This window comes from Pseudomonas sp. 2725, assembly GCF_050434585.1.
Classification (GTDB): Bacteria; Pseudomonadota; Gammaproteobacteria; order Pseudomonadales; family Pseudomonadaceae; genus Aquipseudomonas; species Aquipseudomonas jessenii.
This window is the reverse complement of sequence record NZ_JBNDIV010000011.1, coordinates 36186-54272: the sequence shown is the minus strand read 5'-3', so window position 1 is coordinate 54272 and position 18087 is coordinate 36186. Positions and strand designations below refer to the sequence as shown.

Below are 18087 nucleotides of genomic sequence, written 5' to 3'. Positions count from 1 at the left end.
GTTAGATGCCCAGGCAGAGGTATTTGATTTCCAGGTAATCTTCGATGCCGTACTTGGAGCCTTCACGGCCCAGGCCCGAGGCCTTGATGCCGCCGAACGGCGCGACTTCGTTGGAGATCAACCCGGTGTTGACGCCGACCATGCCGTATTCCAGGGCTTCAGCCACACGGAACACACGGCCCAGATCACGAGCATAGAAGTACGAGGCCAGACCGAACTCGGTGTCGTTGGACATCGCGATCACGTCGGCTTCGTCTTTGAAACGGAACAGTGGAGCCAATGGACCGAAGGTTTCTTCCTTGGCCACGGCAGCGTTGTTCGGCACGTTGGTCAGGATAGTCGGCTCGAAGAAGTTGCCTTCCATCGGCTTGCCACCCGCCAGCACGGTCGCGCCTTTGCTCAAGGCATCGGCGATGTGTTCTTGCACCTTGGCCACGGCTTTTTCGTCGATCAGCGGGCCAGTGGTAGTGCCTGCTTCCAGACCGTTGCCGATCTTCAGTTTGGCGACAGCCACTTTCAACTTCTCGGCGAATGCGTCGTAAACACCGTCCTGGATGTACAGGCGGTTGGCGCAGACGCAGGTCTGGCCGTTGTTGCGGTATTTGGAAATGATCGCGCCTTCGACGGCCTTATCCAGGTCCGCGTCGTCGAACACGATGAACGGCGCGTTGCCGCCCAGCTCCAGGGACACTTTCTTGATGTCCTTGGCGCATTCGGCCATCAGTTGACGACCGATTTCGGTCGAACCGGTGAAGGACAGCTTGCGCACGATCGGGTTGCTGGTCAGCTCGGTACCGATGTCGCCGGCGCTGCCGGAAACAACGCTGAACACGCCAGCCGGAATGCCGGCGCGCTGGGCCAGTTCGGCCAGGGCGAAAGCGGAGTACGGGGTTTGCGAAGCAGGCTTGAGCACCATGGTGCAACCGGCGGCCAGGGCCGGGCCGGCTTTACGGGTGATCATCGCAGCCGGGAAGTTCCACGGGGTGATTGCAGCGGTCACGCCGATTGGCTGCTTGATCACGATCAGGCGCTTGTCTGGCTGGTGGCCCGGAATCACGTCACCGTAGATACGCTTGGCTTCTTCGGCGAACCATTCGATGAAGGAAGCGGCGTAAACGATTTCGCCCTTGGCTTCGGCCAATGGCTTGCCTTGTTCCAGGGTCATCAGGCGAGCCAGGTCGTCCTGGTTCTCGATGATCAGTTCGAACCAGCGACGCAGCTTGGTCGCACGCTCTTTGGCGGTCAGTGCACGCCAGGCCGGCAGCGCTTTGTCAGCAGCTTCGATCGCACGGCGGGTTTCGGCAGCGCCCATTTTCGGCACGGTGCCCAGAATTTCGCCCGTTGCCGGGTTGTTGACCTTGATCGTCTGACCATTGTCCGCATCGACCCACGCGCCATCGATGAAGGCTTGCTGGCGGAACAACTGGGTGTCTTTAAGCTGCATGTCGGCTTTCCTTAACAGCACCGCAATGAATGCGGAGCAAATTATGATTGTAGAAAGGCGCCTCGATAGGCTGCCGTCAGGGAAATCATTCACCGGGCTGAAGCACATAAATAGCGCACTGATTGAACTCGTGCGGTTCAGCACCCAGACAAGAGCGTTTGAAATCTCAAACGAATCCTAGGATCAAAGGGGGTAAAGGACAATAGCCTGTTCGAAAAAAAGAACGAAAACGACGCTTTTGCCTATTTTTTCTGATCAACGTAGCAACCACGCGTTACAGCTTTAAAAAAACGCAGGCGATTCAGCAGCATGGACGCCCGCAGCGCATATGAGTATCATGGCGCCCGCTGCACCAGTAGCTCAGCTGGATAGAGTACTGCCCTCCGAAGGCAGGGGTCGTGGGTTCGAATCCCGCCTGGTGCACCATACCGCTGTTACAAGAAAGCCTCGGGCCTTATGGGTCTGGGGCTTTTTTGTGGGTGATTGCAAGCTTCGCGCCTAATGATCAATGCTGTTTTTTTCAAACAGCCGGCCAATGTCTCTCGCGCTATGCAGCACGCGTTCGACCTTGATCTCGTCGTCCGCCAAACAGTAGAAGATCAGATATCGGCCATGGGGAAGCATTCGCAATCCCTTGGCGCAATCGTCTCTTGAAATACCCAGATTCGGTTGTTCGATCAATCGCGTGCACTGCATGCGCAGCTCGCCCACAAACGTCCGGGCCCGGTCAGGATTGTCTCGGGCGATAAAACGAGCGACTTGCAGCAGATCGTCCCGTGCCGATGCAGAGAACAGCAATTGCCTCATGGACGGTTTTGCTCTGCTTCTACCTCATCAATCAGCGCATCAAGCTCGGCAAACATTGTATCGGCAGCGACGGCCGGACGCGGATCGTTGCGGCTCGCCGCAATGGCTTCACGAAGTTCGGCAGCGTGCAGCCGATCCAGCAGCTGTTGATAGGCCGCGTGCGGTAAAAGATAGGCGGCTGGACGGTTGTGGTTGAGCACGGCAACAGGCTCGGAACCGGCTTGCTCGATTACAGTACTCGGGCTGCGCTTGAGCTCGGTGATGCTGACCGAACGACTTGCAAGTAGCTGCTCCATGGCGGCTCCAAAGGTACGTAAAAAAGTACCTGATAGTGTGCCATTTTCAGCATGGGGGTCAACGAGTCTCCGACCGGTGCTGTCCTGGCCCACAAAAAAACCGCCGAAGCGGTTTTTTTCATTCTGTAGTCCAGTCGAATTCGTCGTACTCATCATCGTCCTCGTCGCCCTCGAAAAACTCCTCTTCAAGGTCGTCGTCTTCAACAACATCCTCTTCCGGCTGATTCAGCAGAAAATCCTTGCGACTCTCGGTAATCGCTCGCCGCAGTTCTTCACCCTTTTGCGGGCAGTTGAGCATTTGGGCGATGCGGTCGATTTTTTTTGCCACGGCATCCTCCAACGCATCGGCTATAGCACTGATAGTGCGCGCTTTCGGGGGTGGATGCCAAATCCCCGGAATGCCGCGCACTTCAGTTTTCTGCAAATCCGCTGGGGCAATCAGCCTTTAGCGGTGATAGCGCCGCACCACGCTGCTGTTTTTCAGGACGTGGCCTTTGATTTTGTCCAGCAGTTGCGCGCGGGTCAGGCCGGCGGGCAAGGCGTCCGGGGGCAGATCCAGAGCGTAGATCTGGATGATGTAGTGGTGCGCGCTGTCGCCAACGGGCGGGCAAGGGCCGACATAGCCGGTGGTTGCCTTGCTGTTGGTACCGGCGACGCCCTCGAGGCCGGGTTTGCTCCCGGCGCCGGCCGGGATCTGGTGGGTGCCGGCCTTGATGCCGTAATGCACCCACTGATCGATGCCCTGGCCCTGCTGGCCGTCAGGGTCGTGCATAACGATGGCGTAGCTTTGGGTGGCTGCCGGGCCGGCGTTCCAGTTCAATGCCGGGGAAATGTTATGCCCGCCGCAGCCCGCGGAATCGCTGGCGGCGGCCGACGTGAACAGGCGGTCATCGGAGACTCCAGGAATGTTCAGGGTGAAACGTTCCTGGGCCTGCGCCGGGAACTGCACGCAAAGGGCGACTGCCAAGGCCGCAAGCCAAGGGTTCATTGAGGTCAATCGGGGCATACCGGAGCACCTTGTACGTGTTGGGCCGTCGTCGGCGTGCAAACTATAGCCGGACCGTTCACGCCGTGGCAGGGGCAATTGGCTGAACCTCGCGATAAGTACCAGACTCATAAGTGAAACGTCTGTCTGGAGAGCAATCATGACTCTGCATCGCGTTGCGCGTGTCGCCAATGTGCCCGAAGACCGGGGTCTGGAAGTGCAGGTCCAGGACAGCAAGATTCTGCTGTTGCGGGCCGGCGAACAACTGCGCGCTTATCAGGCCGAATGCCCGCATGCCGGAGCCCCGCTGGCGGACGGCGCGATATGCCACGGGCGCCTGACGTGTCCATGGCACAAGGCGCAGTTTCGGGTCGAGGATGGCGGGCTGTGCGAACCGCCAGCCCTGGACAGCCTCAAGCGCTATCCCCTTGAAGTCCGTGACGGCGACATCTGGGTCGGCGACCAGCCGATGCCGGACGCCCACGCGCCACCGGCCGACGATCCACGAACCTTCATCATTGTCGGCGCTGGCGCGGCAGGCACGGCGGCGGCGGCGTGTTTGCGCGAGAAAGGTTTCGGCGGCCGGTTACTGTTGATCGACCGCGAAGCCGATGCCGGATACGACCGCACGGCGCTAAGCAAATACGTGATCGCCGGGGAGATGCCGCTGCACGAAGTCCCGCCGCTACGCGATGAGGATTTTTACCGCGAGCAGCGGATCGAACGCCTGCGAGGCGAAGTGGCAAGCCTGGACGCGCCAAACCGGACGCTGCGGCTGACTGACGGCCAATCACTGACATACGACGCCGCGCTGCTGGCCACCGGCGGCGTACCCAACCCGCTGACGCTGCCCGGCGCCGACCTGCCGCAAGTGTTCCTCCTGCGCTCCAAAGCCCATGCGCAGCAGATTCTGGACAGCGCCAGCGCCGGCCAGCGGGTGGTGATCATCGGCGACAGCTTCATTGCCATGGAATCCGCCTCGTCCCTGCGCCAGCTTGGCCTGCTCGTGACCGTACTGGCCCGCCATGAGGTGCCGCTTGCCAAACAGTTCGGCGACACGGTCGGCAAGGCCATTCGTGCACGACATGAAGCCCATGGCGTCGTGTTTCATACCCAGGGCAATGCGGTACAGATCGAAGGGACGGACAAGGTCGAAGCCGTGCGCCTGGACAACGACCAACGCCTGGCGGCCGATCTGGTGCTGGTCGGCATCGGCGTGACGCCAGCCACTGCGGCCTTTACCGGGTTACCGAAGGAGCAGGATCACTCGCTGCATGTCGATGGCGCAATGCGCGTGGCCGACGGCCTCTGGGCGGCTGGCGATATCGCAACGTTCCCGCTGAACGACCAATACCTGCGCATCGAACACTGGCGACTGGCCCAACAACAGGCGCGGATCGCCGCGGCCAATATGCTGGGCGGTGACGAGCATTACCTCGACGTGCCGTTTTTCTGGACCTGGCATTTCGGTAAAACCTATGACTACCTCGGCCACTCCGAGGCCTGGGACGAAGTCGAGTTCAAGGGCGACCCTTACAACCCGCCGTTCATAGGCCTGTTCGGAAAAAACGGCGTGGTGTCGGCGGCGGTAGCCTGCGAGATGGACCGGGCAATGGCGATGCTCGCCGAGCGGATGAAACAACCGCTGCCATGGGAAGAGGCATGGCGCCTGATCCGTGACGTTCCCTAGAGATGCCAGACAGCAAAACGCCCGGCGCCTGCGCGATGCAGAGGCCGGGCGTTGCGGGGTAAACGGCCGCCGTTATTCGGTGGCGCCAGCATCCGCAAACTTGCTCATCACAAAACCGGCAAACTCTTCGACGGTCATTTTCTGGCCGTTGAAGTCCACTTGATTGTTGGCGTAACGCAGGTTGGTGACGATGTTATTGCCGTCCAGTTTTGCCAGTTGGCTGCCGACCGCCATGCTGCTGAACATGTCCGCGGTGGCGGTGGCCTGGTCGGCAATCAGCTTGGCGTCGGTCTGACCGTCGATTTGCGATTGCACGGTGAGCACATCGACCAGCATGGGTTTGGACACTTGCAGCTTGAAGTCCAGCAACGCGATCAGCTGTCTGACCAACTGATCGGTCGGCAGATCGATAGCTTGTGGCTTGGTCAGGTCGAGCACCATGTTGGCGCGGCTCTCACCGTTGGCGGTGTTGAACGACAGGTTTTCCAGGGCCACTTGTGGTCCGGCCGCCAGCAGTTTTTCCAGGCTGGACTTGAGCAGTGCCTCTTCGGCTTCGGTCAGTTTCAGCTCCGGTGCCGGCAGACCGGCCGCCGCTGCTTCGGCCACCGCCCTTTCATACGGCTGCAGTTTGCTCTGGTAAATCTGCATCAACGACAGGGTTGCCGGAATGTCGAGGTTCTTCAGGCTCATGGCCAGCGAACCGGAACCAATGGTCTTGCCGTTCAGGGACACTTCGCCAACCTTGTAATCGGCACGCCCTGAGGCGTTGCTGCCCTTTTCTTCAGTCAGGTTCTTCATTTCGAATTTCTTGAAGTCCAGCACCGACTGCTTGACGCCAAAAGTCGATTTGCCGCTGGCCAGTTCAACGACGTTTTCGCCGGTGTAGAAACCGTAGGTACTTTTTGTCAGGTTGCTGGCCAAGGTCAGGCCATTGAATTCAACCTGCACCGGCGTCTGGTCTTCGGACACGGTGGTCACCTTCAGGCTGTCCATGTAGCCGTTGGCCTTGACCTTCTGCGCCTTGGCGCTGGCGTCGACGTCCATTTTCAAGCCGGAGAACTTCATGCTCGACTTGTCATCCAGTGCCATTTCCAGCGGCTGCAACTCGAAGGTGCCATTGGTAGCGTTGTCATAGCCGATATTGACCACGCCGGTCAGCGGGGACTTGTCCTTGGCGGCGGCAAACCACTTCTCGGTGAACGGAGTCTTTTCCAGCTCGTAGTGACTGGTCGCCAGGACCGGCAGCCACTTGAGCGACATCAGGCGCGAGAACGGCAACGGGCCGTGTTCGATGTGATCGACAAACAGCAACTCGACCGGCGCTTCGCCGAACATTTCGCCTTCGCCCTTGAGGCGATAGTGCGCGGTGCTGCTGAATACATGACGCTCCAGCGACACAAGCTCCAGCGACGCCGTGCCGTTGGAACCAACCATCGCCGCCTGCAGTTCCTTGTTGGCATCGGCTATCGAGGTGTTCAGCACACCTTCGATCCTGGTGCTGGTGAACCAGGCCCCGCCTGCGCTGATGGCACCGATTGCGACAACAATTCCCAGTAGCACGCCTGCTGATTTATTCATGTATGACCCGTTCAGTGTCCGTTGTTGAAAGTGAGGTCGTCTTCCCTGAACCCATGACGGGTTGCGGCTCGACTGTGCTGAAAGTGGAATGGAGATTAGCACCAGGGGCGACGAACGGCCCAATGATTAAAGGTGAAAGAGTGTCTTGGGGTTGTTCACAGGGTTGGGGATTATTTGTGCCTATGCAATCGCCTTCGCGAGCAAGCCCGCTCCCACATGAGAATGCATTCCAATGTGGGAGCGGGCTTGCTCGCGAAGGCGTAGGTACAGCCAATATCGATATCTCAGGAATACTGGACTTCAATCTCATCCAGCTGATGATCAAAGCTTTTGAGCCGCGCAGTCCAGGTGTACACCAGCACTTCGAAGTCACGGTTGATCACCGCCCCGCCCGTCACTTCCGCGCGCGGGTCGCAGACGTCCAGTTGATAGCGTTCGCGGGCCATGGCCGTGGCGACATCGGCCAGTTCGCGGGCATTGCTGAGCCAGTGCCGGCCGTCGTCAGCTACCTGCCGGTCCAGCGCCAGGCACTGTTTTTTCAGGCTCTCGAGGCTTTTTTCCAGCGGCGTGCCGGTCAATTCGCCCATGACTTCCTGAAAGGTGCGCCCCGGTTGCCAGTAACTGCCCCAGAAATAGCGGTCGAACACCGTTTCGACACGACGCAACGCCACCTTGGTGTCCCAGATCAGGACCAGGGTCTTGCCCTGTTCGAGTTGTCTTTTCTTGATGCGTTGATTCTGGACCGAGGCCCAGGCCACCACCGCAATGGACATCACGGCAATCAGCGCGGCGGCACTGTCGAGGAACGCCATGGCCTTGTCGATCTGGTGGGCCAGCATGATGCCGTAGAAATAGGTGGCCGACAGCAGCACCAACGCCACGATGGCGCACCAGAAGCCGAGAGCATAAGGGTTTTTCATTATTGGTTTCCCCCTGACCTGCGCGAGCCTTGTGCGAAGAAAGGGCGCTTTTGCACCGGGCGCCCCTCCAACACTTCAAAGCATAGCAACGGCCTCAGGGTTTGCCGGAGTTCGACGCTTGCGTTCGTCCGCTTTCCCAACCGCCGCCCAAGGCGAGGAACAAATCGATCTGGCTGGCGGCAACCTGGGTGTTAGCGGCCGCCAGCTGCGCCGTGACGTCGATGTAGGTGCGGGTGGCTTGCAGGTCGGCCAGGAACGAGGCGCGGCCGGCCTGGAAGAAGCGGTGGGTCTGGTCGGCCGCCAGTTTTGCCGATTGCTCGGCATCGGCCAGTGCATCTCGGCGTTGCAGCAATGCCGTGTACTGGGCAAGACCGGTCTGGGTCTCGCGAATGGCATTGAGTACCACCCCGTCGAAATGCGCCAGGGTCGCCTGGGTCACCGCTTCGGCTTCGCGGATGCGCGCCCGGGCGCCGTTGGTCGGCACGTTCCAGGTCAGCGACGGACCGAAGCCCCAGCGATTGGTAGACGGGTCGCCGAGATCGTCCAGGATACCGACGGTACCGATGGTCGCGCCGATGCTGATGTTCGGGTACAGCTCGCCCGTGGCGACGCCGATACCGGCCGTCGCGGCCGCCAGCCGACGCTCGGCCTGCCGTACATCGGGACGACGCTTGAGCAACGCGGCGCCATCGCCCACCGGTACCAGTTGCGCGATTTTTGGCAGCTCGTCGCAGGTGGCGGTGCCGGCCGGCAGTTGGTCCACCGGCTTGGCCAGCAACATCGACAAGCGGTACAGCCCGGCCTGGCGCGACGCTTCATAGCGCGGCATGTCGGCGCGCAGGGATTTGAATTGGGTCTGCGAGCGGGTGACCTGGGTTTCGTCGCCACGCCCGGCATCGCGCAAGCGCTGGATCAGCGTGGTGCTCTGGGCTTGCAGGTCGAGGGAATGCTGGGCGATTTCCCGCTCTTCATTGGCTGCACACACCTGGGTGTAGGCGCGAACCACGTCGGCCACCACGGTGATGCGTGCAGTATCGGCAGCTGCCTGTGTCGCATCGGCATTGGCCTTGGCCGCTTCGATACCGCGTTGCAAGGTGCCGAACAGGTCGAACTGGTACGACGCGCTGATGCCGATATCGCCGATGTTGGCCACCGGCACTTTTTCCGGCAGCAGGAATGCCTGGCCAGACTCCTGCAAGCGCTGGGCGCCCATCTGCACGCCGCCGCTCCAGCCGCCCGCCGCTTCGGCCTCATCAACCTGCGCACGAGACCGCGACAGGCTGGCCGCCGCCACACGCAAATCGGTGTTGGAGGCCATGGCCTGCTGCACCAACTGGTCGAGTCGCGGGTCCTTGTACAGGCGCCACCAATCGGCCGGCACCGGCGCGGACACCACCGTTTTACCGTCGACCGCCAGATCGCCCTGGAAGTCTGGACGATGGACAGCCGCCTCTTCGGGCAGATGATAATCCGGCCCGACCACCTGACACGCCGACAGCAGCAAACCTAATCCGGCGACCGCCAAACCCGAGGCCTTGCTCATTGCGCCGGCTCCCGTTGCTGATCGTCGATGATCGATACCGTGGCGGTGCGCCCGGCGATCATGCGGAAATCATCCGGCACGTCATCGAAGGCGATCCGCACCGGAATCCGCTGGGCCAGCCGCACCCAGCTGAAGGCCGGGTTGACGTTGGGCAGCAGGTTATTACCGCTGGTGCGGTCGCGGTCTTCGATACCAGCGACGATGCTCTCCACATGCCCGCGCAGGCGCGCATTGTCGCCGATCACCCGGATGTCGACGCTCTGCCCGATATGAATGCCGTTCAGTTTGGTTTCTTCGAAATAGCCGTCGATGTGGAACGAGTTGCTGTCGACCACCGACAACACGGGCCGCCCGGCGCTGACGAATTCCTGGGTCCGTGGCGCACGGTCGTTGACGTAGCCGTCCACCGGGCTGCGGATCACCGAGCGGTCGAGGTTGAGTTGTGCGCTGTCCACCGCCACCTGGGCTTCCATCAAGGCCACTTGGGCGCGAGCCACTTTCGATTGGCTTTCTTCCAGTTGCTCACCCGGCACCAGGTTGCCAAGACCCTTGTTCCGCTTGGCCTCGCGCTGGGCCTGGGCCAGGGTTTCTTCACGGTCGGCGACTGCCGCTTTCGCCTGGCGCAGGGCCAGCTTGAAGCGGTCCGGATCGATGCTGAACAGCACCTGGCCGCGCTTGACCAACTGATTGTCGCGCACCTCCACTTGCTGGATCAGCCCGGAGACATCCGGCGCGATTTGCACGATGTCGGCGCGGATGTGCCCGTCGCGGGTCCAGGGCGCGAACATGTAATACATCACCATGCGCCAGACCACGACCACGGCGAAGCTCACGATCAGCAGGGTCAACACCACGCGACCCAGGGTTAGAAACGGTTTTTTCATGTCATCAGGTATCGACTGAGTGAGTCCACGGCGCCAAGCAGCAAGGCGTAGAGGGCCACGTTGAACAATGCCCGGTGCCAGACCAGACGGTAAAAGTGCAGGCGCGTCAGCACCCCGTGCACCAACAGGTACAACACATACGTAATGCCCATCAGCACCAGCAGCGTGGGCAGGAATACCCCGCTCAGATCCAGGTCACCGATCATAAGGGCGCTCCATCAATGCCATGGGGAAGCGGTTCTTCGGGCTCGGCGGAACCGACGAATTCGATGCCGGGCAACAGTGCCAGGCGCAGGCCGCTCAGGGCGTGCAGCAGATGCCGACGGGTTTCATCATCGCCGGCACCGCTGAGGGCGCGACGCGTGCGGTCGAGGGTCATCAGCAACGGGCTCGGTGCCTGCAAGCGCTCACCGGCCTTAAGACAGGCCTTGAAGTACTCGCCAACCTCGGCCACCACCTGGCGCAGCAGCACCTGCGGCACACCAAGGACCCGCGGCGTATAAGCGAGCAGGTCCAACAGATTCAGCGCCACCCGCACTTCCCGCAGCGCCACGCCGGAGTCCTGGCCGGTCATGGCCAGGCGCGGCAGGTGCTGCATCAGCCGATCGAGCATCCGTATGCCCAGAAGCCGATGCTCAGACAACGTGGCCGGCTCGGAGAGGCCGACAATGTCACGCCAGCTGAAACGGGTCAGGCGCTTGGCTGCCAGTTCGGCACCGAACGGCCGGGCGATCAGGGTCCAGATGAACGCGAACAGCAACCCCATGGGGCCGGCCAGGTTGGAGTTGGCGAAACTGAGGAAGTCCGCGTCGTAAGCGCCCTGAATGCTGATGAAGGACGAGGTGTTGACCAGGGCCAGCAGCATGCCCAGGTAAAATTGCGGCTTGACCGTCAGGGTGCCGACACAAATGAACGGCACGGCAAACGCCAGTACCAGCATCGGAAAGTCATGCAGGTTGGGCAGCACCAGAAACAGATAAAGGCTGGCGAACACCACCGACATCGCCGTCCAGAAAAAGAACCGGTAAATCTGCGGCGCAGGGTCGTCCATCGAGGCAAAGAAACTACACGCCACCGCCGCCAGGATCACTGCGCTGCCGCCATCGGTCCAGCCGAGCAGAATCCACAGCACCGAAGCGACGATTATCGCGGTGACGGTGGAAGCAGCGGAATAAAACATCAGGCCGCGATCCATAAACGGGGACAGCCGCCCCAGTCGCCAATGCCGATACACCGCGCGCCAGTTATCCTGGCTTTCGCACTGGATGGCGTATTGCAGGCTGCGGCAGTCCTGCCACAAATCGATCCACTCGCCGAGACGGTAAATCGCGTTGGAGAACAGCAGTTGCTTGCGGTCATCCAGCGCTTCGGGAGCCGGTTGCAGGGCCTCGAGTTTATCCTTCAGTGCCTGCCAGCGGGCGAGGTCGGCATCCTTGTGCTCGAGCCACTCGGTGGTGGCCGTCAGCAATGGTGCGAACTTGTCCACAAGCTCGGGGGTGCGCCGTTCCAGGGCGTAAAGCGCATCGTCGAGGGCATCGATCACTGGCAGCAGGTGAATCATCCGTCCACGCAATTCCTTGGTGTTGCGCACCGTCTGCGGACGCGAGCCTTCGTGGGGCAACTGGCCGATCATCAACTCCAGGGAGTTGAAGGTAGCGACCATCGATGCCCGCAACGCGCTGACCTCTTCAGGCTGCACGTTGCGGCTGAGGAAGCGCAGGCTGTAGGTCGATGCATCGGTAAACCATTTGCTCACCGAATCATTGAACACCGGCGCCAGGCGCCGGGGCCAGAACATGGCACCGACCACTGCCGCCACGGCGATGCCCAGAAAGATTTCTTCGGTCCGCGCTTCGGCCACGTCCCACACCCCCAGCGGGTTGTTCACCACCGGCAGGGCGATCAGCGGCAAGGTGTAACCGGCGAGCATCAAGGCGTAGTTGTTGGCCGTGCGCAAATGCAGGGACAGAAACAGCAGCGTCCCGGTCCACAGTGCAATCACCACCACCAGCACGTAGGGGCTCTGCACGAACATCGGCACGAACAAAACCGCAGCAGCAGCGCCGATAAAAGTGCCGACCGCCCGGTACAGCGCCTTGGAACTGGTAGGACCGAGAAACGGACTGGAAACGATGTACACCGTAGCCATCGCCCAATACGGACGCGGCATTTGCATGAGCAGGGCGATGTACAGCGCGATCATCGATGCGGCGAAGGTGCGGACTCCGTAGAACCAGTCCCGCGCCGGGGGCATGCCAGAGAAAAATCCGCTCAAGAGTTGGCCACCGATGGCGGCGTGGCCGCTTCAAATGCTCTCAGTACCCGCAGCGTAGCTTCCAGATCACTCTGGTCAATGCCTTCAAGGACTTCGTGGCGCAAGCGCACCAGTTCTACTTCGACCGCCTGTACCAGCTCCCGACCGGTTTCGGTCAGGCTCAGGCATTTGGCGCGGCGGTCCTGTGCATCTTCGGTGCGGCAGACGTAGCCGCCATGGCACAACTGATCGAGCAGGCGCACCAGCGACGGGCTTTCCATCCCTGCTGCCTGGGCCACCGTCACCTGCCGCACACCCTCGCCCAGCCGCCCGATCATCAACAACGGAACGGCGCAGGCTTCGGAGATTCCATAGTTGGCCAGCGTGGTCTGGCAGATTTTGCGCCAATGCCTGGCGGCCACCACCATGGCGCTGCTGATGTTCATCTGGAGAATGGCAAGGTTATTCGGCACGAGGGAAAATACACACTGTTAGTTTGCTAACTATCAATATCGCATTGGAGGGGATTTTCCGTCAAGTTTTGAAACATATTGGCTTCCATCCGTCGCGAAGCGATATGGGGTGAACAAGCCACCGTACTTAAGATGTATATACTTTGTCAGCACGACAACCGAGAAGGCAGCCATGTCGAAACAAGCCGTTTTTACAATGAAACTTGAGTCTGAACTGCGTGAGCAGTTCATGGCAGAGGCAGAAGCCGCTCATCGCCCCGCCTCGCAAATCGTCCGGGAAATGATGCGTCAGTTTGTTCAAACCCAACGGGAGGCTCGCGAGTACGAAGCATTCCTGCAGCGTAAGGTCGACACCGCACGCGCTTCGATGCGCGCCGGCGACGGGCTGACAAATGATGAAATTGAGGCAGAGTTCGCTGCCAGGCGCAGGCGGGCCGAGCTACAGGAATGAAAATAATATGGACGAAAGAAGCAGCACAGGACCGTGCAGACATTTGGGATTACCTGCATGCCGTTAACCCAAAAGCAGCCATCGACATGGACAACCGGTTCAGCAATGCGCTATCCCGGCTTGCCAAATACCCGGAAATCGGCCCTGCCGGGATCATTTCAGGCACTCGCGAGCTGACGCCACATCAGAGTTACCGCATTGTTTATGAGCAGGGACTGGACGCCATCTGGATACTCGCCCTGGTCCATACATCCCGACAGTGGCCGCCCGGACGATGACGATTCACACCCCCCGCCCCTTCCTCAACATCACATCCAGTTGATCCACCACCTCGGCCCAATCCGCGTCATCGAGAATCTCCTCCCGCAGAAGCTCCGCCTGGCTCGGGCTCCAGAAAAACGCATCCGCAAGGTGCAGCTCCGGTTTGAGCGGTGAATGGGTGGCGATGAATTTATCGATGCTTTCGGCGTCGTCCGGCAGGCCGAGTTGTTTGAACAGGGATGGAAGGTTGTGGGTCGGGCTTTCCATGTCGAACTCCTGGGGACCAATTCAAGGACCGCTGCGCGGTCATCGCGAGCAAGCTCGCTCCCACAGGTTAATCGCAGTTCCTGTGGGAGCGGGCTTGCCCGCGATGACGTCAGCATTGACGAAACAAAACTCAATGACTCAATTCCCGCACCTCGGCATGCGGCACCATTTTCAGAAACTCGGGCATGTCCATGCGCACCAGGTTGACGTGGTTTCCAGCCTCCAGATAGATGTCTTTTTGTCGGGTCAGCAGCGGATCGATGACCACCTCCAACCCATAGGACTCACCCAGCGCCGGTACGGCACCGCGTTCGCAATCATCGAACAGGTGCGCGAGGTTGCTTTCGCGGGAAACCTGCCACTCACCGCTGCTGCGGACTTTGCTCAGGTCAAGGTGGCGGCTGGCGGGCAGCACGGCCATCAGGTAATGCCCATGGTGATCGTCGAGGATCACCGATTTGGCCACCCGTTCGGCAGGAATACCTGCGACCCGCGCCGTTTCAAGGCTGCTGGCCGAGTGTGGGTGGCTGACGATGTCATATTCGCATTGAGCCTTTTCCAGGCTTCGCTGCACGGTTCTTGCCATACGCATGATGCACCTCGGTGTCCGCCATGATCGCTTGCGGACGATGATTAAAGCTTGGCTTGCGTAGTAAAAGTCTAGGCCCGTCAGCGCGTTCCGGTGGGAAATCCGCTCATCGGCTGCCGACGGTAATTGAGCAAAATTCATACCGGCCGAGGCTCAACTAAACTGTATTCAGAGCCACTTCACGACTCTCCCGGAGGGTCAAGTGAACATGCGTTGCTGTGCAGTTGCGTTGCTATTGGCGTTGAGCGGATCGGCCTGCGCCACCGACACAGTTGTGTTGCTGGTGCCCAACCCCATCGGGATCTGGCTGATCACCTTCGGCCTAGCGTTCCTGATCGCCGAGGCGGCCCTGCCCAATTACGGCGTGATCGGCCTGGGCGGCATCGTGATGTTCGTGATCGGGGCGGTGATCCTGTCCAACACCGAAGTGCCCGTGCCGTTGATGATCGGCCTGGGCCTGGTCAGCGCGCTGTTGCTGATCTACCTGGTGATTCACGCCATGAAGACACGACCGCGCGACATCGTCAGCGGTGATGCTGGGCTGCTCGGCAGCGTGACGGCGGTGACGTCATTACAGACCGGTAACGCCTATGGCGGCTGGATTCATCTGCAGGGAGAACGATGGCAAGTGCTTAGCGCGACGCCGCTGCAACCCGGGCAGCGGGTGCGGGTGGTGGGGCGCAAGGGTTTGCTGCTGCAAGTGGCCGCGGCTGACGCGGCGCCGGGCGGAGAATAGTCATGGGTTTGCAATTGGGTCTTGTCGCGCTGCTATTGTTGATCATCGCACTGGCAGGGGCGACGTTCCGCATCCTGCGCGAATACGAGCGCGGCGTGGTGTTCCAGCTCGGGCGCTTCTGGCAGGTCAAGGGCCCTGGCCTGATCCTGCTGATACCGGTGGTCCAGCAAATGGTAAGGGTCGATTTGCGCACCGTGGTGCTGGACGTGCCGCCGCAAGACGTGATCACCCGCGACAACGTGTCGGTCAAGGTCAACGCAGTGCTGTATTTCCGCGTGCTCGATCCGCAAAAGGCGATCATCCAGGTCGAAGACTTTCTGATGGCCACCAGCCAATTGGCGCAAACCACGCTGCGGGCGGTGCTGGGTAAACACGAACTGGACGAACTGCTGGCCGAACGCGAACGCTTGAATCTGGACATCCAGCAAGTGCTCGACGCCCAGACCGACGCCTGGGGCATCAAGGTCGCCAACGTCGAGATCAAGCACGTGGACCTCAACGAATCGATGATCCGCGCCATCGCCAAGCAGGCCGAAGCCGAACGGGAACGGCGAGCCAAGGTGATCCACGCCGAAGGCGAATTGCAGGCCTCGGAAAAACTCATGCAAGCCGCCGAAATGCTGGGCCGTCAACCGGGGGCCATGCAGCTGCGCTACATGCAGACCCTGAGTTCGATTGCCGGCGACAAGAGCTCGACCATCGTCTTTCCACTGCCGATCGAGTTGCTCAAGGGCATGGCGGACTTGTCGTCGAAACCTTGAACACCGACCGGTTCAAGGTCGGGGCAGCACCGCGGATTCACCGAGCCAGGTCAACAGTCGATCAAGACAGGCCTCCACAGACTGTATCCCGGTGTCGAGCACCAGCGCCGCATCGACCGGTGCCTGATACGGTGCGGACACCCCGGTAAACCCGGTCAATTCGCCGCGTCGGGCGCGGGCATAGTGACCTTTTGGATCACGTTGCTCGCACACCGCCAGGGTCGCACTGCACCAGACTTCGCGATAATCGTCACCGAGCCGCCGGGCGAACACATCGCGCAACTCCACCAGGGGCGCGATCATCGCCAGGATCACGATTTGTCCGTTCTCCACCAGCAACGATGCCAGTTCGCTGGCGCGACGGATGTTCTCCTGACGATCGCTGTCGCTGAAGCCCAGGTCTCGATTGAGCCCCACCCGCAGCCCGTCACCATCGAGCACCACGCTCTGCAGTCCGCGGGCAAACAACTCGGCGTGCAGCGCTTGCGCAAGGGTCGACTTGCCCGCCGCCGGCAGGCCGGTCAGCAGGATAGCCGCGCCGCGATGACCGTTGCGCCGCTCCCGCTGAGCTCGGCTGATGCTGGCAGTCGGGGCCTTCACATCAACGTGCTGGGGCATGGGTCACCGGCACCGTAATATCACCTGCCGCCCAGGCTGCTTCACGATTGGCCAGGGCCGTGGCGATGGACTGGACCTGTGTCGATTGCACCTGATCCGGCAACGGATCGAGGCCGGCGCTGGCGAAAATTTGCCCGTAGGCGTTGCGCAGGTCGGCGTAGGACAGGTCGCGACGCAGATCGGCCTGCAAGGTATTGAGTTCGCCCTGGATCAGATCCAGTTCACCGATGCCATCCGCCTGGTGGCGGTTGCGCAACTGACCGACGATTTGCCCGTCGATGTCCGACAATTGCTGGTTGGTCTTGAACTGGCGCAAGGCCTCGCGGTAGTTGGCATTGGCCACATACAACTGCGCCAGCACCGCAATCGACATCGCCTGACGGCGCGCGGTGGCGACTTCCTCACCGGCCTTGGCCACGTCGATCGCCGCAGGCGCCGAGATCACATTGAACAGGTTCCAGGTGACCTTGACGCCGTAATCGGCCCAGCCCTGCTCCACCAGGAACGAGTTGCTGTCGTAATGTCCGCCAGCGGAGAACTCCAGGCCCGGCAACAGGCGCAACATGGCTTTGCGGGTCTCGGCAGCGCTGATGCGGGTCTGATAATCCTGTTCGCGCAGTTCCGGACGGCTGGTCAGGGCTTCCTGTTCAAGACTGGCCAGATCGACCTTGAGTTCGGGAATCTCATAACCGTTATCGGTCGCCAGGGTCAGCTCCGTGCCCATCGGCAGGTTGATCAGGGTCGCCAGTTCGGTCTTCGCCAGTGACAACGCACGGCGTTGCTCTTCCAGTTGGCGGGTCGCTTCGATCAGCGAGCGTTGATAACCGAGGGCTTGCACCGGATCGCCAATGCGTTGCTGGCTCATGCTCTGGCTGTCGTTGCGCGCGGTTTCCACCCGTGCCATCAGACTGTCGATCTGCGTGAGCAGGCGTTCGGCGGCCATCGCCCGCCAATACGCCGAGCGTACGTCCTGGACGATGGTGTTGATCACCTTGCGTCGGCGCTCCTGAACGATCAGGCGCTGGTCGCCCTGCTGCTTTGCACTGATGTAACTGACACCAAAATCGAGCACGTTCCAGACCATCGTCAGGTCCGCTACATCACGGTCGCGGTCCTGGGAGGTCGAAGGCTCCAGGGACTGCGTGCCGGTCCGCACGCTCTGGCTACTGGAGGCGTTGACGTTGTTGCGGCCCACGTATCCGGCGTCCAGCGCCATGCGCGGCAGCATGTCGAAACTGGCGAGGTCGAGCTGACGCTTGGCCAGGGCCTCCTCCATGATTTTCAACCGGCCTTCGAGGTTGTACTTCACCGCACGGGCCATGGCCTGGTGCAGGGTCAATGGGCCGCCAAGAGGCTCCTGCCCCTTGTACATGCTTTGCAGGTCACTTTTGGCCCGCTGCTCACTGACACTGCGTTCGATCGGCTCACTGGTGACTGCGCATCCGCTGATCGCCAGTGCCAGCAGGCTGGCGCCGAATAACTTATGACTTCTATTCATCCTTGCATCGCCCCTGGGTGCCGCATCACAAG

21 protein-coding genes and 1 tRNA gene are annotated in these 18087 nt (G+C 60.8%); 6 read left to right on the top strand and 16 right to left on the bottom strand.

The genetic code is table 11. The features are described 5' to 3' along the window. Window position 1: 1 nt before the first annotated feature. A complete protein-coding gene (gene gabD, locus ABIE16_RS26475; protein ID WP_090452425.1) occupies window positions 2-1444 on the bottom strand; it encodes an NADP-dependent succinate-semialdehyde dehydrogenase in 1443 nt (480 codons plus the stop codon). 349 nt (window positions 1445-1793) lie between these two features. Between gabD and ABIE16_RS26470 the strand changes: the two genes are divergently transcribed. Further along, a tRNA-Arg gene (locus tag ABIE16_RS26470) sits at window positions 1794-1870 on the top strand. Window positions 1871-1942: 72 nt separating this feature from the next. Here ABIE16_RS26470 and ABIE16_RS26465 read toward each other — a convergent pair. The 4 genes from ABIE16_RS26465 to ABIE16_RS26450 are packed head-to-tail and all read right to left on the bottom strand — an operon-like array spanning window position 1943 to window position 3553. Then, window positions 1943-2251 carry a type II toxin-antitoxin system RelE/ParE family toxin gene (locus ABIE16_RS26465; protein WP_349734828.1) on the bottom strand — a complete coding sequence of 103 codons (309 nt, stop codon included), beginning with the start codon at window positions 2249-2251 and terminating at the stop codon, window positions 1943-1945. Next, entirely contained in the window at window positions 2248-2700 is a 453-nt protein-coding gene (locus ABIE16_RS26460) for a type II toxin-antitoxin system Phd/YefM family antitoxin (protein ID WP_429522236.1), read from the bottom strand. Before ABIE16_RS26460 ends, ABIE16_RS26465 begins: the two co-directional genes overlap by 4 nt. Further along, on the bottom strand, window positions 2666-2956 hold the full coding sequence (locus tag ABIE16_RS26455) for a hypothetical protein (protein WP_429522235.1): 291 nt from the start codon (window positions 2954-2956) through the stop codon (window positions 2666-2668). Before ABIE16_RS26455 ends, ABIE16_RS26460 begins: the two co-directional genes overlap by 35 nt. 36 nt (window positions 2957-2992) lie before the next feature. Continuing rightward, entirely contained in the window at window positions 2993-3553 is a 561-nt protein-coding gene (locus ABIE16_RS26450) for a YbhB/YbcL family Raf kinase inhibitor-like protein (RefSeq protein ID WP_218495467.1), read from the bottom strand. A gap of 139 nt (window positions 3554-3692) precedes the next feature. Here ABIE16_RS26450 and ABIE16_RS26445 point away from each other — a divergent pair, with 139 nt between their 5' ends. Continuing rightward, complete coding sequence (locus ABIE16_RS26445) at window positions 3693-5222, top strand: FAD-dependent oxidoreductase (protein WP_429522234.1); 1530 nt, start codon at window positions 3693-3695, stop codon at window positions 5220-5222. Between the two features lie 72 nt (window positions 5223-5294). Here the strand turns inward: ABIE16_RS26445 and ABIE16_RS26440 are convergent, their stop codons facing one another. The 7 genes from ABIE16_RS26440 to ABIE16_RS26410 all read right to left on the bottom strand — a co-directional run bounded on the left by ABIE16_RS26440 (window position 5295) and on the right by ABIE16_RS26410 (window position 12847). Beyond that, window positions 5295-6800, bottom strand: coding sequence for a YdgA family protein (locus ABIE16_RS26440; RefSeq protein WP_429522233.1), 1506 nt, complete (start codon window positions 6798-6800; stop codon window positions 5295-5297). A gap of 284 nt (window positions 6801-7084) precedes the next feature. Further along, entirely contained in the window at window positions 7085-7720 is a 636-nt protein-coding gene (locus ABIE16_RS26435) for a hypothetical protein (protein WP_057712526.1), read from the bottom strand. Between the two features lie 94 nt (window positions 7721-7814). Then, window positions 7815-9263 (bottom strand): efflux transporter outer membrane subunit, encoded by a 1449-nt coding sequence (locus tag ABIE16_RS26430; RefSeq protein WP_218495473.1) that lies wholly within the window; start codon window positions 9261-9263, stop codon window positions 7815-7817. Further along, window positions 9260-10147, bottom strand: coding sequence for an efflux RND transporter periplasmic adaptor subunit (locus ABIE16_RS26425; RefSeq protein WP_090452412.1), 888 nt, complete (start codon window positions 10145-10147; stop codon window positions 9260-9262). The genes ABIE16_RS26430 and ABIE16_RS26425 overlap by 4 nt, the downstream gene beginning before the upstream one ends. Next, the gene (locus ABIE16_RS26420) at window positions 10144-10353 is read right to left on the bottom strand and encodes a DUF1656 domain-containing protein (RefSeq protein WP_007987399.1); all 210 of its coding nucleotides are present in this window, start codon (window positions 10351-10353) and stop codon (window positions 10144-10146) included. The genes ABIE16_RS26425 and ABIE16_RS26420 overlap by 4 nt, the downstream gene beginning before the upstream one ends. Beyond that, the gene (locus ABIE16_RS26415) at window positions 10350-12422 is read right to left on the bottom strand and encodes an FUSC family protein (RefSeq protein WP_429522232.1); all 2073 of its coding nucleotides are present in this window, start codon (window positions 12420-12422) and stop codon (window positions 10350-10352) included. The genes ABIE16_RS26420 and ABIE16_RS26415 overlap by 4 nt, the downstream gene beginning before the upstream one ends. After that, window positions 12419-12847, bottom strand: coding sequence for a MarR family winged helix-turn-helix transcriptional regulator (locus tag ABIE16_RS26410; RefSeq protein WP_046040691.1), 429 nt, complete (start codon window positions 12845-12847; stop codon window positions 12419-12421). The genes ABIE16_RS26415 and ABIE16_RS26410 overlap by 4 nt, the downstream gene beginning before the upstream one ends. A 199-nt stretch (window positions 12848-13046) precedes the next feature. On the opposite strand from ABIE16_RS26410, the gene ABIE16_RS26405 reads away from it, so the two are divergent. Beyond that, window positions 13047-13325 (top strand): antitoxin of toxin-antitoxin stability system, encoded by a 279-nt coding sequence (locus tag ABIE16_RS26405; protein WP_150812085.1) that lies wholly within the window; start codon window positions 13047-13049, stop codon window positions 13323-13325. Further along, window positions 13322-13603: a type II toxin-antitoxin system RelE/ParE family toxin gene (locus ABIE16_RS26400; RefSeq protein WP_102672451.1), complete on the top strand. Its 282-nt coding sequence runs from the start codon at window positions 13322-13324 to the stop codon at window positions 13601-13603. The genes ABIE16_RS26405 and ABIE16_RS26400 overlap by 4 nt, the downstream gene beginning before the upstream one ends. A gap of 4 nt (window positions 13604-13607) precedes the next feature. On the opposite strand, the gene ABIE16_RS26395 is transcribed toward ABIE16_RS26400, so the two are convergent. Then, a complete protein-coding gene (locus ABIE16_RS26395; protein ID WP_015092958.1) occupies window positions 13608-13853 on the bottom strand; it encodes a DUF2789 domain-containing protein in 246 nt (81 codons plus the stop codon). A 130-nt stretch (window positions 13854-13983) separates the two neighbouring features. Next, entirely contained in the window at window positions 13984-14445 is a 462-nt protein-coding gene (locus ABIE16_RS26390) for an aminoacyl-tRNA deacylase (protein WP_007975646.1), read from the bottom strand. Between the two features lie 199 nt (window positions 14446-14644). Between ABIE16_RS26390 and ABIE16_RS26385 the strand changes: the two genes are divergently transcribed. Next, complete coding sequence (locus tag ABIE16_RS26385) at window positions 14645-15178, top strand: NfeD family protein (RefSeq protein WP_057712531.1); 534 nt, start codon at window positions 14645-14647, stop codon at window positions 15176-15178. Between the two features lie 2 nt (window positions 15179-15180). Then, the gene (locus ABIE16_RS26380; RefSeq protein WP_057399130.1) at window positions 15181-15939 is read left to right on the top strand and encodes a slipin family protein; all 759 of its coding nucleotides are present in this window, start codon (window positions 15181-15183) and stop codon (window positions 15937-15939) included. A gap of 12 nt (window positions 15940-15951) precedes the next feature. Here ABIE16_RS26380 and cysC read toward each other — a convergent pair whose 3' ends face one another. Then, the gene (gene cysC / locus ABIE16_RS26375; protein ID WP_057712532.1) at window positions 15952-16557 is read right to left on the bottom strand and encodes an adenylyl-sulfate kinase; all 606 of its coding nucleotides are present in this window, start codon (window positions 16555-16557) and stop codon (window positions 15952-15954) included. Further along, a complete protein-coding gene (locus tag ABIE16_RS26370; RefSeq protein WP_057712533.1) occupies window positions 16541-18055 on the bottom strand; it encodes a TolC family protein in 1515 nt (504 codons plus the stop codon). Before ABIE16_RS26370 ends, cysC begins: the two co-directional genes overlap by 17 nt. Between the last annotated feature and the right edge of the window lie 32 nt (window positions 18056-18087).

Excerpts from the sequence above, each read along its gene's own strand:
- ABIE16_RS26460 (WP_429522236.1), bottom strand. The coding sequence starts at position 2,700 with ATGAGTACGACGAATTCGACTGGACTACAGAATGAAAAAAACCGCTTC.
- ABIE16_RS26435 (WP_057712526.1), bottom strand. The coding sequence starts at position 7,720 with ATGAAAAACCCTTATGCTCTCGGCTTCTGGTGCGCCATCGTGGCGTTG.
- ABIE16_RS26395 (WP_015092958.1), bottom strand. The coding sequence starts at position 13,853 with ATGGAAAGCCCGACCCACAACCTTCCATCCCTGTTCAAACAACTCGGC.
- ABIE16_RS26425 (WP_090452412.1), bottom strand. The coding sequence starts at position 10,147 with ATGAAAAAACCGTTTCTAACCCTGGGTCGCGTGGTGTTGACCCTGCTG.
- ABIE16_RS26390 (WP_007975646.1), bottom strand. The coding sequence starts at position 14,445 with ATGCGTATGGCAAGAACCGTGCAGCGAAGCCTGGAAAAGGCTCAATGC.
- ABIE16_RS26405 (WP_150812085.1), top strand. The coding sequence starts at position 13,047 with ATGTCGAAACAAGCCGTTTTTACAATGAAACTTGAGTCTGAACTGCGT.
- cysC (WP_057712532.1), bottom strand. The coding sequence starts at position 16,557 with ATGCCCCAGCACGTTGATGTGAAGGCCCCGACTGCCAGCATCAGCCGA.
- ABIE16_RS26430 (WP_218495473.1), bottom strand. The coding sequence starts at position 9,263 with ATGAGCAAGGCCTCGGGTTTGGCGGTCGCCGGATTAGGTTTGCTGCTG.
- ABIE16_RS26370 (WP_057712533.1), bottom strand. The coding sequence starts at position 18,055 with ATGAATAGAAGTCATAAGTTATTCGGCGCCAGCCTGCTGGCACTGGCG.
- ABIE16_RS26420 (WP_007987399.1), bottom strand. The coding sequence starts at position 10,353 with ATGATCGGTGACCTGGATCTGAGCGGGGTATTCCTGCCCACGCTGCTG.
- ABIE16_RS26445 (WP_429522234.1), top strand. The coding sequence starts at position 3,693 with ATGACTCTGCATCGCGTTGCGCGTGTCGCCAATGTGCCCGAAGACCGG.
- ABIE16_RS26400 (WP_102672451.1), top strand. The coding sequence starts at position 13,322 with ATGAAAATAATATGGACGAAAGAAGCAGCACAGGACCGTGCAGACATT.
- gabD (WP_090452425.1), bottom strand. The coding sequence starts at position 1,444 with ATGCAGCTTAAAGACACCCAGTTGTTCCGCCAGCAAGCCTTCATCGAT.
- ABIE16_RS26465 (WP_349734828.1), bottom strand. The coding sequence starts at position 2,251 with ATGAGGCAATTGCTGTTCTCTGCATCGGCACGGGACGATCTGCTGCAA.
- ABIE16_RS26380 (WP_057399130.1), top strand. The coding sequence starts at position 15,181 with ATGGGTTTGCAATTGGGTCTTGTCGCGCTGCTATTGTTGATCATCGCA.
- ABIE16_RS26440 (WP_429522233.1), bottom strand. The coding sequence starts at position 6,800 with ATGAATAAATCAGCAGGCGTGCTACTGGGAATTGTTGTCGCAATCGGT.
- ABIE16_RS26450 (WP_218495467.1), bottom strand. The coding sequence starts at position 3,553 with ATGCCCCGATTGACCTCAATGAACCCTTGGCTTGCGGCCTTGGCAGTC.
- ABIE16_RS26410 (WP_046040691.1), bottom strand. The coding sequence starts at position 12,847 with ATGAACATCAGCAGCGCCATGGTGGTGGCCGCCAGGCATTGGCGCAAA.